Origin of the sequence: Candidatus Defluviilinea proxima, assembly GCA_016721115.1 — a bacterium.
GTDB classification, from domain to species: domain Bacteria; phylum Chloroflexota; class Anaerolineae; order Anaerolineales; family Villigracilaceae; genus Defluviilinea; species Defluviilinea proxima.
The window spans coordinates 2587881-2601250 of sequence record JADKIW010000001.1 but is presented as its reverse complement, the minus strand read 5'-3'; the positions used below and the strand labels follow the sequence as shown (position 1 = coordinate 2601250).

9 protein-coding genes are annotated in these 13370 nt (G+C 45.1%); all 9 read right to left on the bottom strand.

The features are described from left to right. Positions 1–5: 5 nt before the first annotated feature. Positions 6–2762 carry a cadherin repeat domain-containing protein gene (locus IPP66_12055; GenBank protein ID MBK9926009.1) on the bottom strand — a complete coding sequence of 919 codons (2757 nt, stop codon included), beginning with the start codon at positions 2760–2762 and terminating at the stop codon, positions 6–8. A 380-nt stretch (positions 2763–3142) separates the two neighbouring features. Beyond that, positions 3143–6673: an Ig-like domain-containing protein gene (locus IPP66_12050; protein ID MBK9926008.1), complete on the bottom strand. Its 3531-nt coding sequence runs from the start codon at positions 6671–6673 to the stop codon at positions 3143–3145. A gap of 192 nt (positions 6674–6865) precedes the next feature. Beyond that, positions 6866–7375, bottom strand: a complete 510-nt coding sequence (locus IPP66_12045; protein MBK9926007.1) for a glycosyltransferase — start codon at positions 7373–7375, stop codon at positions 6866–6868. Further along, positions 7372–8076, bottom strand: coding sequence for a glycosyltransferase (locus IPP66_12040; protein ID MBK9926006.1), 705 nt, complete (start codon positions 8074–8076; stop codon positions 7372–7374). Before IPP66_12040 ends, IPP66_12045 begins: the two co-directional genes overlap by 4 nt. A gap of 13 nt (positions 8077–8089) precedes the next feature. Continuing rightward, positions 8090–9181: a DegT/DnrJ/EryC1/StrS family aminotransferase gene (locus IPP66_12035; GenBank protein MBK9926005.1), complete on the bottom strand. Its 1092-nt coding sequence runs from the start codon at positions 9179–9181 to the stop codon at positions 8090–8092. After that, complete coding sequence (locus IPP66_12030; protein ID MBK9926004.1) at positions 9163–9768, bottom strand: N-acetyltransferase; 606 nt, start codon at positions 9766–9768, stop codon at positions 9163–9165. The genes IPP66_12035 and IPP66_12030 overlap by 19 nt, the downstream gene beginning before the upstream one ends. 53 nt (positions 9769–9821) lie before the next feature. Further along, positions 9822–10583 carry a glycosyltransferase family 2 protein gene (locus tag IPP66_12025; GenBank protein MBK9926003.1) on the bottom strand — a complete coding sequence of 254 codons (762 nt, stop codon included), beginning with the start codon at positions 10581–10583 and terminating at the stop codon, positions 9822–9824. 3 nt (positions 10584–10586) lie between these two features. Further along, positions 10587–11564, bottom strand: a complete 978-nt coding sequence (locus IPP66_12020) for a Gfo/Idh/MocA family oxidoreductase (protein MBK9926002.1) — start codon at positions 11562–11564, stop codon at positions 10587–10589. 240 nt (positions 11565–11804) lie between these two features. Then, entirely contained in the window at positions 11805–13361 is a 1557-nt protein-coding gene (locus IPP66_12015; GenBank protein ID MBK9926001.1) for a glycosyltransferase family 39 protein, read from the bottom strand. Positions 13362–13370: the final 9 nt, after the last annotated feature.

The window sequence follows — 13370 nt, the reverse complement described above, 5'->3', positions numbered from 1 at the left end:
CTAATCTATGGGATTGAAAGCGAGAAACTTTTATAAGGGGAATAGGAGCCATAGCCGTAGGTACTGCCATAGTCACGGACACTCCATTTGTAACTACCATTTGCCAGACTTGCCAATTGAGTAGGGGAGATGAAACAACTTGTGTCAGTGTCGCAACTTGCTTGAGCGGTTGTGTACCACTTGGCCAATACAACAGTGTTATCTGCCTTTCGTACTTCCACAAAGTAGTTCGTCGCGGCAGTGTGTCCTGTCCAACTGAAGGCGTTGCTCCAGCTTGTCAACAATCCGCTCGGTGCGATCAAGGTCTCGCCACGGAAGGTAGCAGTGATGCTTTTGTTCGCATTCATGGTGATGCTGACTGGATTGCTTGTCCCACTGGCATCACCACTCCAACTTCCCAAGGCAAAACCAGCGCTCGGCACTCCCGTGACCTGGATCACGGATCCGGTTACATAGCCGCCACTACAGGTTTGGGCTGGTACCAGAACCGAACCACTGCCAATCACATTTGTCGTGAGTGTGTAGCAGGTAAGGGTGAGGTCGAAGGTCATGTAGGGAGAGTAGGGACCGTAGCCGTAGGTGCCATAGTCACGCACACGCCACTTGTAACTGCCTACCCCCAAGTTTGCGAGTTCTGAAGGAGTGATCGTACAGCTTGTATCGGTGTCACAGCTTGCTTGAGCGGCTGTGTACCATTTGGTCAATACGACAGTGTTGTCTGCTTTTCGAACTTCTACAAAGTAATTCGTTGCGGCGGTGTGACCGGTCCAACTGAAGGTGTTGTTCCAGCTTGTCAACGGTCCACTTGGCGCGATCAGGGTTTCTCCAAGGAATGAGGCGGTGACACTTTTGTTTGCGTCCATGGTGATGTTGACTGGGGTACTTGTTCCACTGGCATCGCCACTCCAGCCTCCGAAGGCAAAGCCTGCGTTTGGCAGGGCAGAGAGCTGGATGGTGGAACCAGCTGTGTAACCACTGCCACAGGTGTAAGCAGGAGCTTGAATCGTTCCACTTCCAGATGTATTTGTGTTGAGGGTGTAACAAGTCACGCTGAGATCAAAGTTCAAGTAGGGGGAGTAGGGACTGTAGCCGGAAGAGCCGTAGTCTCGTATGCGCCATTTGTAGTTGCCTGTGCCGAGGGTTGCGAGTTCTGGGGGCGTGATGGTGCAGCCGGTGTCGGTGTCGCAACCTGCTTGTGAGGCTGTGTACCATTTGGTCAGTAGGGTTGTTCCGTCTGCTTTTTGTACTTGTATGAAGTATTGTGTGGCATCGCTGTGTCCGATCCAACTGAACGTGTTTGACCAACTTGTCAACGGTCTATTTGGTGTTACAGGTACTGACACCTCAGGTATCACGTAAAACAAGGTTACATCTTCCACAATCGGCGTTTGTCCTAGTATTGGACTTGATAGGTTCACACGGTACTGCACATATTGTCCATACGAGAAGGTAGTAATACTGTCAATCGCTCCCCAACTAGACCAATATATATCTGGTGTGGTGGTATTGCCTGTTCGCACTTCGAAATCGGCGGTGGTTCCACCCGTTGCTTGTATTGTGGCAATAAGGTCGTTCCATTTCACAACTTGCCCCCCATTCAATATTCGCGATTCAAATAAACATACCGTATCTGTAGCAGTATTCAACAACAAGGCTCCATTTCCAATTGTGCCATCCACGACACAGGTCCCTACGTCTCCTAAATTAAAGTGCCCAACTGTTGTGTCCATATATATATCATTGATATCAATCACTGTGATGGTGAATACTTTTTCAAAAGACAGCCCACCTTGATCCGTGGAACGCACTCGAATAGAGTAACTGGCCTTAGTTTCATAGTCGAAGACTTCGGATGCTCGTAAGCTATCTCCATATATATTGAAGGATGTATTATCAGCATCGCCGTCGCCACTCTCCAGTGTGTATGTAAACGCATCTTCAGCATCTGGATCTATCGTGGACAAAGTACCAATCACTGTGTTTACAGTATTGTTCTCTGCAATGATCCCTGTTGAGATGGCCAAATCTGAAGGCGTACGGTTAGCCAGAATAGGGGTTAGAGAAAAATCATCCACAGCTAAACTGTCATCATTACCCGTAGCGTTAATCGGTATCCATCGAATCCAAAACTCGGAGCCGTTTACAATATTCAGGCCAGTTAGTGTGTGGCTCAAAACCGTACGATTAGTAGAATCGTTACCATTGATGGCTCCAATAGTTCCACTAGTAACCGGAGCAATAAAGTCGAGTGAATTTACATCTATCCATGTACCCGTAATCAAACTCGTAGCATCCGTACTGTATTGAAAATCAATTTGGTCAACTCGGGCAGTACTTCCAAGTCGCCATTGCTCACCTGCATAGTTGATCGCCAATGCGGTCACTGTAGTGCCAGTATTATTGACAAAATTTGCACCAATAGTTGCCAACAGGTTGGTTGATGTGAGCTCACCTAAAGCACGCTCAGTATCACTAACAGCGCCAAAGCTATATGTATTACCTGCGGTACCCGACCCAGTACCCGCTACATATATCGCATCTGCATTACTACCTGTTTCAGAAAACTCCCAACCTGACGGCATGGTTATATTTGATGTACCAGAGTTAGCCAGCGTATTAAAATTTTGCGAGTAAGTGGTGCTATCAAGCAGATTGATTTCTCCTGTTGCACGAACCGTCTGTACCGGAGTCCCCAGTATGGTAAGCAAAATGGTCAATGTCATCAAGAAAGAAGAGGGACGATGTCGAATCAATTGTTTCATATGTATACTCCCTAACAAAAAATCTCGTAAACTACATCGTTTTCAATTTATATTCACTGCTATTCACTCGACGACTATACATCAGAAGGGTTACACCAGATTTTATATCATTACAAAATTGTCATTTCTCGTCTCCAAATCCGCCTGGATTGCATTTTTCCACAAAATCCACAGAAAAGGACAGTTGTGAAGCCACACTCGTTAAGAACCATTCATGTTATAGGTAAAAAATATCGGAGTTACAGCAAAGGGATTAGTTTGTGGATTAACGTGATCATAGTGACCTACAACCTAAGCTAAATTCAAGATATCTATTAAAAAGATTATGCAGGCAATGTCCAATTGGCACTACCTGCATAATCAATTTTATATAATTTAGCTTAATTATTTAACGAGAAATTCATGTATGGTGAGTAGGGGCCATAAATACTGGCGCCATAATCTCGCACACGCCATTTATAACTGCCCGTTCCCAAACTTGCCAGTTCAGACGGTGAGATTACACAACTTGTATCTGTATCACAACCCGCCTGCGCAACTGTATACCACTTGGTCAACACCACAGTATTATCTGTCTTTCGTACCTCCACAAAGTAATTTGTAGCGGCGCTATGTCCTGTCCAACTAAACGTATTCGTCCAACTCGTCAACGATCCGTTCGGTGCGATCAACACTTCACCACGGAAAGTAGCAGTTATATTCTTGTTGCTATTCATCGTAATATTAACAGGGTTACTCACGCCACTTACATCGCCACTCCAACCGCCAAATGCAAAGCCAGTACTCGGCGACCCTAAAACCTGGATAACAGTGCCCGGTGCATAACCACCAGCGCAATTTTGAGCAGGTGCCAAGATGGAGCCATTTCCCACAACATTTGTTGTCAATGTGTAACAAGCAACACTCAGATCAAAGCTCATGTAGGGTGAGTACGGACCATAAATACCTGCGCCATAATCACGCACACGCCACTTGTAGTTACCCGTTCCCAAGCCTGCCAATTCAGATGGCGTGACTACACAACTCGTGTCGGTATCACAATTCACCTGAGCCGCTGTATACCACTTGGCTAACACAACTGTGTTATCTACCTTTCGCACTTCCATAAAGTAATTTGTTGCAGCACTATATCCCGTCCAACTGAAAGTGTTGCTCCAATTCGTAAACGACCCACTCGGTGCAATTAATATTTCTCCACGGAAGGTGGCAGTTACGCTCTTGTTCGCATTCATTGTCACACTCACTGGGTTGCTTGTTCCGCTTGCACTTCCACTCCAACTGCCAAATACAAAACCGGCACCTGGTAGAGCTGTAAGTTGGACGACCGACCCTGCCGTGTACCCACCACTACAAGTTTGCGCAGGAACTTGAACCGAACCGCTCCCCACAACATTTGTTGTTAATGTGTAACAGGAACCGCCTAAAACAAAACTCGTGAAAGTAGTATAAGGCCCAAAATTATAGGTACCGGAACCGTAATCCTCGATCCACCATTTATAATTTCCTTGCGCAAGGCTTCCCAAGGCAACAGGTGATACTTGACAACTCAGGTCAGTGTCGCAGCTTGCCTGCGCCTTGGTAAACCATTGTTTATGAACCAGAACATCGGTATCTGTATATACTTCCAATAGATATTCAGTTGCCCCGCTGACTCCTGTCCAGCTAAAGGTATTACTCCAGTTGGTGAGCGAACCGCTCGGCGCAATTAACACTGACACTTCTTGACTTGCGTAGTACAAAGTTACATTTTCCACCACGGGAGTATCTCCCAATGTTGGGCTTGTCAGATTAGCCCTATACTGAATATATCGCCCATACGGAAAGGTTGTAGGACTACCAACTGCTCCCCAACCGGACCAATAGTCATCAGGTATGGGAGTGTTGCCTGTATGCACTTCCAAGTTTACTGTTGTTCCATTTAGTGCTTGCACTGTAGACGTCAGGTTATTCCAGTTGACAACATCTCCTGCATCAAAAATCCTCGACAGGAACTCACATGAGGTCGATGATGCTGTATTCAAACGCACAGCTCCATCTCCAATTGTGTTGTCAACCACACAAGTTCCTGCTGTTCCGCCATTGAAGTTTGCCACAGTTGTATCCGTGTAAGAACCACCACCCGTAGTGAAACTCCATGTATCATTACTACCAAGAGTATTCCCAGACAAATCGGCGACAGAACTTGAAACTGTCACATTATAGAGTGTCGCAGGGGCTAAATCAGCTATTGGATTCAACGTAGCAACTTGATTCGAATAACTTACTGTTGCGGGAACATCACTGCCAGAGCCATTAGCACGCAATGCAAAGGTGGATCCAGTAATAGTTGTTGCATTCATTGACTCGCTAAAGGTTACCGTTACATTGGTAGAGGTTAAAACTCCAGTTGCATTTGGAATAGGTGAACGATTTGTAATAGTGGGAGCAGAATCATATTCATATGCGCCTATATCACATACCCCACCCTGTGGGCGTGGAGTATTACGTTGATCAGTTGTAGCACAAGTTGAGTTATTTCCTGCGTTGATAGCAGGGCTTCCAACACCCAATGCCATTGTCTGTGTAAAACCACCATTATTAGCTAATGCTCCTAATAACGGATTCGCATTAACAATAGTAGTTGTGCAAGTAACACCAGTAAAGGACGGGCATCCTCCCTGAATAAGGCTATCGGAAATTGTGACGGTACCGGTACCATCACTTGTAAACTCGGTTGAATTACCTCCCCAGAAAATACTGTTACGAATTATGGGGTTACTATTAGTAGGAGCAGTCGGCTCCTGAGCGCTTCGCATGGCAGCGCCGTCTGCACTATTATTTCCACTAAAAGTAATGTTGTTTAGGGTTGGATTACTACCTACAACCATAAGTCCGCCACCACCCTTAGGGTTATTGCCAGTATTATTTGAAGTGTTGTTGTAAAAAGTTATATTTGTTAATATCGGCGAACTAAATTCCATCAACAACCCGCCACCTCGTCGGTTGGCAATATTGCCACTGAATGTAACATTAACCAAACTTCCTGTTGCATTACCAAGGAACATCCCACCACCACCAGCAGCAGTATTATTGATAAAGGCCACATTTGTAAGAGATGGGTTGATAACAGGCCCTGCGCCAGGAGCATACAGGGTTTGAGCATTCAGCCCACCACCACCAGTTGCTAAAGCTTTATTTTCTGTAAAAGTTACATTTTCCAATACCGGGTTACTATTTTGACTAAACAACCCACCGCCACGCCCAGATTCATTCATTAAAAAAGTGACATTGGAAATCTGAGGACTAATAACCGGAGCGCCATTGGTATCATCAATGTATATACCACCGCCACCACTACCTACTGATTCACCTGCGTGATTATTTGCAATAACAAGATTGTTCAGTATTAGGTTACTATTGGAAATAGAAATACCAGCGCCATAAGGATTACCATCTGCATCTGATACATACCCCCACTTTACAGTAAAGCCATCTAACAAAGCAGATGTTACATTCTCAATATGAACAATATGTTTTATATTATCAGTCAGAGCAACTGTACCAATTTCACCACTTAAAGTCGTGAGAGACGGATCAGTATTTCGTTCAGTTCGCAATATTTCATCCCCATCAAAACCACCATAAATTGCAATGTTATCAGGAATAACAAATGTAGCATCGCGGTCAGTGCCTGTTCCTGGAATATAAATACCTTGTTGTACCCAAATCTCGTCACCAGACCCCGCAGCAACTAATGCACGTTGTAGAGTACAGGCATTCCCCCAACTATCGCATGTTCCAGTAGTCAAGCCGCCTGTTGAGACAACGTAACGAATTGTCGCTGCAGAGGCGGATTGCGGGTGTGCAAATTGACTAAAAATAAGCACAAAAAGAATAAATAGTGACACAATTTGTTTCTGATTTACTTTCATTTTACTTCTCCTGAAAACTCACATTTAAGTGGGGATAAAAATTTCCGTCATGCTTGCAATGTTGCAAGCATGACGGAAACCATTCCTGACAGGTTACATCCAGTATTTATATTGAGTGATATCGTAAAATTTTATAAACGACAACAAGCCTCAGACGCTTATACGCAGTACTGTAATGTAGCATTTATTACACTAACTTTGCCTTATGGGAAGAGTGTAACATGCTAACATCTGCTTCGCTATCGCATTCCAACTATGGTGTTTTCTAACATATTTTCCCCCATTTCCTCCAACCTTCGATTGAAGGGTTTTACTATCCAAGATTCCGGTTATTGCCTGAGAAAATTCATCAGCACTATCAGCCACCAAAATATCATCACCAGATATCACATGGAGCGACGATAATGTTTTGGATGTGGTAATTACTGGCGTCTCACAAGCCATTGCTTCAAGGATCTTGTTCTGTATCCCCGCTCCATACACCAGTGGCACAACTGCCGCAGTTGCCTTCCAAAGATACGGACGAATATCATCTACTGTACCGGTAACAGTTATCCGTGAATCTTCACCCAAAGCACGGATTTCTGGAGTTGGATCCTTCCCCACGATCACTAACTTGACTTGCGGACGATTCACCCAAACTCGCGGCATGATCTCAGAAACAAGATATTTCACCATTGAAATATTTGCGTGATAACTCATCTTGCCACTAAAGACCAATGTCTCCGGGTCTCTTTGAATATCAGGGTTGGGATAGAAATACTCCAAGTCAACCCCATTTGACAAAACAGAAATAGGGGCAGTTTTTGCACCTGCAAAGCCAATGCAAGAAGAGAATTTTTGTCAGTCTCGGATGTCACTAGGACATGGTCAAACTCACCAATTAGTTTCCCCTCCATGTACTGGGTTCTTCCCAACTCGAACCGCGTGACAAATTTACCAAAGCCGCCTGTACTATGGGCGGATGCTTGCTTGAAAAGATAGCTGATACAGTCAACACTATCCCACATAACTGGAATATGTGGCAAATGTTTTTTTATGTATTGGCCATAAAGCGAGCCTCTTAAGTGCTCAACATGCACCACATCAAAAGCGCCAGGAACGCTTAAGAGACTCACTAATTGCTTTGCCAATCGCAGATTCCAACTATAAACCGTCTGAAGAGGTCTTCGAGACGGCAAAACCTTTACGCCATTCCATAATGAATACCATACAGGTTGTTCCTGATAATACACTTGCTTCACCTTGGTGCGCAGAGTTTCTACATCCTTTAAATCTTGCTCTCCTGAGCCAAGAGTGAAAACCGTGACTTCGTTCCCTAAAGCCGCAAGATGAACGATCAGATTATACGGACGGGTACGGATAAGGTTTGGAACGTATGGAACGACGTAAGCAATTTTCATTTTTGAGTTTGGTCTATCCCATGAACTCGTTTACTGCTGAGACTATTGTTTCCAAATCCGACGGACTAAGGCTGGCATGCACCGGTAAGGATAAAACTTCCGTCGTAGCATGCTCTGTCTCAGGCAGACTTTGGTTATAACCAAGTTCTTTCACATAAAACGTCTGCTGATGGATCGGCACAGGATAGTAGACTTCAGAGCCGACTCCCTTTTCCTGTAAGTGAGTCCTCAACGCATCACGCTTCCCATCTGGGACCCGGATTGTATACTGATGAAAGACGTGGGTCTGCCCTTCAGGTATATACGGCGTTACAACTCCCTTCAAGTTTTCACTCAGGAACTTGGCATTTGCCTGACGCTTCGAGTTGAACCCATCTAATTTTTTCAACTGCGCCAAACCGATCGCTGCATGGACATCCGTCATGCGAAAGTTGTAACCGAGCTCATCGTGATAGTAGCGAACACGCATTCCATGTTGGCGAATGACGCGGCTATGCTCATCAATGGAAGCATCGTTGGTGGTGATCATGCCACCTTCGCCGGATGTCATATTCTTTGTGGGGTACAACGAGAAAGTACCAGTGCCAAAGGAACCAACTTTCTTTCCTTTATATGTTGCTCCATGACTCTGACAAGCATCTTCGATGACTGCCAAACCATGCTTCTCGGCAAGACTCATGATCGGGTCCATATCGCAGGCCAACCCGTAGAGATGAACCGGGAGTATGGCCTTCGTCTTAGGCGTAATAGCAGATTCGATCTGGGCCACATCCAAATTAAATGTGCGGGGATCAATATCCACAAAAACCGGTTTTGCACCGGTGAATAAAACACTGTTCGCCGATGCAATGAAAGTAAACGCAGACGTGATAACTTCATCCCCTGCCTTGATACCATGGGCCAATAACGCAACATGCAAAGCCGTTGTACCCGATGAGGTAGCTATGGCGTATTTTGTATTGCACATTTGCGCAAAGCCTTCTTCGAACGCCTTGGTCCGTGGACCCTGTGCAATGATGCCTGAGTCCAGTACTTCCATTACAGCTTGTTTTTCTTCTTCCCCAATTTGGGGTTTTGCCATGTAAATCATTTTTGCCTCTCCCAATCTTCAATTGAAACTTCGATCGTGCTTTTGCATTTTGGGCATCGCGCGATCACACTCTTTTCGGCCTGCGATTCTTTTTGCACAAATTCACCGCAAGCACAGACAAATCCATGCAGTTGCGCCGGGTTACCATATACAAGCCCATGAGCAGGCACGTCTTTCGTGACGACACTACCAGAGCCAACCATTGCCCACTCACCAATGGTGATACCGCATCGAATGGTGGAGTTTGCACCAAGCGCCGCCCCGCGTTTGATACGAGTTTCACTCAACACCCAATCGTCTGCGGCTTTGAGCGAACCATCAGGGTTGATGGCTCGCGGACGCATATCGTTTGTGAAGCAGACATGAGGCCCTACGAAGACGCCGTCTTCCAATGAGACGCCGTGATACACAGAAACATAATTCTGGATCTTGACGTTATTTCCAATGGAGACGCCTGCATCTACATACACACCTTTGCCGATGATGCAGTTTGAACCAATGGACACACCTTCACGCACCTGTGCATGATGCCAGATGCTTGACCCCTCCCCAATCGTTATTTTTTCCGAAACATCAGCGGTCGGATGAATACGGACAGCCATAGATTTTCCCTTTCATAAAACGCAGGGAACGTCCCTGCAGAAGTTCCAAATACTCAAGCAAACATGGAGCGGATATGAAGCCTGTGCAAAATTAGCCGAAACTGGAAGCCCAAATGTGATTTGATGGTCCTCATCAATTTGGCTTTTGATACACCAAACATTCTCTGATGAAGAGCGGCGGGGAACTCATCCACTTGATATCCCTTCAACATAGCCTTCACCATCAGTTCCGTGCCGCCTAAAAAGTCGTTCGCGGCAAAGGAAACATTATCGATCACTTCTCTGCGATAAGCACGATACAGAGCGGTATAGGTATGCACCTTCCAGCTTAGCAAAATGCGATAGATCAGAGATGAACCTTTACTCAGGAAGATACGATACCCTGGCACACCAACCACCTCCCCTTTAGGATGATATGGTGAGGCTGTAACGATCGACACTTTCCCTTTGAGATGGCCAAGCAAGGCAGGGATGGTGGAAAAATGGTATGTACCATCGCTGTCTGTCGTCACAATGATGTCACGAGTGACCGCACCAAACCCCGTCCGCACGGCCGCACCGAGACCGCGATTAACTTCATGCTTCTCAAACTTTACAGAGATAGATGGATGCTTGAAAGAGCCATATGCATCCTTCAAGGCGCCATATGTGCCATCCTTACTGCCATCATCAACGAAGATAACTTCAACCGAATCGATCGGCTTGCCATCTACATTGCTCCCCAGCAATTTTTCCATGACAGGAAAGAATTCGGTTTTCAGCTTATCAATATTATCTTCTTCATTAAAACAAGGAACAACAACCGAAAGTTTCATGACTTAATTTTTAACCCTTCTTGACTCTAAAATTTTATCCCTCAACAATATAACAAAGCGCAATGCGTTATAACCATCCTCTGCTGTAACCTGAGGAATCCTGGATTCAGCCACACAGGTAACAAAGTCCTGTAATTCCAAGAATAAAGGCTCCATAGCAGGCACCACGATGCGTTCGATCAAACTTTCCTGGCGATACTTCACGCTATTCTTATGATTAACATAATCGCCCAAAGTACGGCGATGCACTTCTATTGTCTTGTGCAGGAGATCCGCCTCAATATACGCATCGCGAGTGGTCACAGAAATTCCACGGATCTTCTGTTCTGTCACTCTTGAAGCTGTCAGCGTCAACAAAAGTTCAGGTTCATATTTTATAACAGCCAATCCATGATCGATGGTCTTTGTGAACACAGAAAAACCATGAGCATCTACAGAAATAGGTTCCTTATCGAACATGTCCACCACCAAGCCGATATCATGGATCATCAAATCAAGGACCACGTCCACATCGACATTACTTCCCTGAAATGGACTCAAACGATTAAAGTTCATCGACAAGATTTCCATACCCTCCAAAACTTTTCGGAGTTCGATGTATGCTGGATTATATTTTTCGATATGCCCCACCTGGACAATCGCTTTGCTCTTTGAAGCCGCCTCCTTCAACGCTTCAGCCTGCTCCAGCGTTTCTGTGAACGGTTTCTCCACCATGACATGGATGTTTTGCTCCAAACATCTCTTTACAATGGCAAAGTGATCGGGCGTAGGTGTACAAACACTTACCGCATCTACGTTTTCAAGCAGGGAATCAACATCCCTGAAAAATGAGACTTCATGCCTTCGGGCAACATCCTTGCCCAAATCCGCATTGACATCACACAGCCCCACGAATTTAGCATGCCGCAAATTTGAATACACACGGCAATGACTCTGCCCCATTCTTCCAACACCAATTACACCAATTCTGACCGGATCCATGGTTTACTCCTCCGTTTTATTGAGTGAAACTTACTTTTGTTTATTACAACCGCCAGTGGATGAGATCGCATGATCCACTAATCGGTTAATTTCAGTGGCAACAGCCAATATAACAAAGACATCTTTCATCCTATGAGATTCTACAGCAAGATATTCTCATAGTACCAGCTAAAAGCCTGACACTTAAAAATAAGATTTATTTATAAGGATACTGCCTTTATTACACTTTTCATTAAAACCCTAGGGGCCATATTTATAAAGGTAGCGCGGGTACTGAAGATCAAACCTTCTTGGGAGAGTGCCCAACGATGCGAAACGATCACCAAGATCTGTCTCCAAATGATAATCATCCAGCAGAAATCCCAACAGTGGGTCATTTTCAAGTGGATAGTTCATCAAAATATAAGCCGTTCCATTTGGATGGATAGCGGCATCCAACAACTTACGGGTCGTTGGATGATTACGTTCATCCACTCCAGGCCCGCGGATAAGATCTTCCATGGGCACCCAATGTACAGAAGGGGAAAATGCATAACCATCTTGCAATTGTCCCAGCCAGGGCGCATACACAGAACCATCCAAAGAGTTCAGATATCCAATAAAATCCTGATAAGCTTCAGGTGCCTTGGGTGAAACCAGAACAGTCTTGGGATTGTAGAAAAATAGTCCAAACGACAGGGCCAAAACCCCTAAATGCATTGCCCATTTGTTTACAGGTGTAAAGTGTTCCGTCAAATAATGCAACCCCAAAACGCCTGTCAGGATAAACCAAACGCCCATTGTAATGAATACGTTGTTGTTTGAACCCGGGTCTAACGCACCCATAAAACCACTTAACATGGCAAATGGAAGTATGAAGTACCATACGCTAACCTTGCTCAATTTCCTAATCAGGAAATAAAGGGACGCTAATACCCCAATACCCGCTAGCGCTAAATACCCTTTGACTGCAAAACCGATATAACGCTTCACAGCACCAAAAGTCAACTCACTCCAGTGGCTTGGTATCGAATAGGTATAGTAATGGAATTGTGGGCCAAACATGAGGGATGGCGCGACAATATACAAAGCAGGCCCCAAGAGTGCTGCGAGTGCCCAATAGATCCAGGAGTTTTTCAAACCGTCCCGCCAAGTGAGGTACAGAACACCACCAATAACGAATAATGCACCATGTTGTTTGAACCAGAATGACACAATCAGAAAAAACACACCAATCAAGTTGTAAGCACGTGATCGGTTTTGTTCAATGAGGTAACAACCTAAGAATACAGTACACAAAAGCCAAGAATCGGAGTGGGCATTATCAAGGTAGGCATCCATAACCCGATATGCCGAGGCAAACAGCCCAACAGCAATAATTCCCCACCAATGTGACTGCGTATGTCTTCTGACTGCCAAATAAATAACAATCCCCGACCCCAGCATCCCTAAGATTGAGACAAGGCGCATTGTCAATAAATTTGCGCCGAACAACCATGCAAAAGGAACCGAAAAATAATAATACAAAGGTGCGTACGCCAAAGGAACGAAATCGGGCGACGGCTCTACGTATACAGGTTGCCCTGCCATGATCCGCTTGAGGTGCTGAACGACTGTCAACTCCATAGCCTCAAGGTTGAGCGGGAAGTTGATATGGTTGATCCATGCATAGACCATAAATAAAATCCATGCAATTGCATACACGGCAAACAAATTCGCGGCTAAAGCGGTCAATTTGTTGGAATCGCGACGCATCCCAATAATATAAATGCCAGCCACTACAACCAGTAATACAAAAACTATCAATTGCTGAACCATCAAATCTCC

Coding starts and splice junctions, on each gene's coding strand:
- IPP66_12030 (MBK9926004.1), bottom strand. CDS start 9,768: ATGGCTGTCCGTATTCATCCGACCGCTGATGTTTCGGAAAAAATAACG.
- IPP66_12025 (MBK9926003.1), bottom strand. CDS start 10,583: ATGAAACTTTCGGTTGTTGTTCCTTGTTTTAATGAAGAAGATAATATT.
- IPP66_12020 (MBK9926002.1), bottom strand. CDS start 11,564: ATGGATCCGGTCAGAATTGGTGTAATTGGTGTTGGAAGAATGGGGCAG.
- IPP66_12045 (MBK9926007.1), bottom strand. CDS start 7,375: ATGAGTTATCACGCAAATATTTCAATGGTGAAATATCTTGTTTCTGAG.
- IPP66_12055 (MBK9926009.1), bottom strand. CDS start 2,762: ATGAAACAATTGATTCGACATCGTCCCTCTTCTTTCTTGATGACATTG.
- IPP66_12015 (MBK9926001.1), bottom strand. CDS start 13,361: ATGGTTCAGCAATTGATAGTTTTTGTATTACTGGTTGTAGTGGCTGGC.
- IPP66_12050 (MBK9926008.1), bottom strand. CDS start 6,673: ATGAAAGTAAATCAGAAACAAATTGTGTCACTATTTATTCTTTTTGTG.
- IPP66_12040 (MBK9926006.1), bottom strand. CDS start 8,076: ATGAAAATTGCTTACGTCGTTCCATACGTTCCAAACCTTATCCGTACC.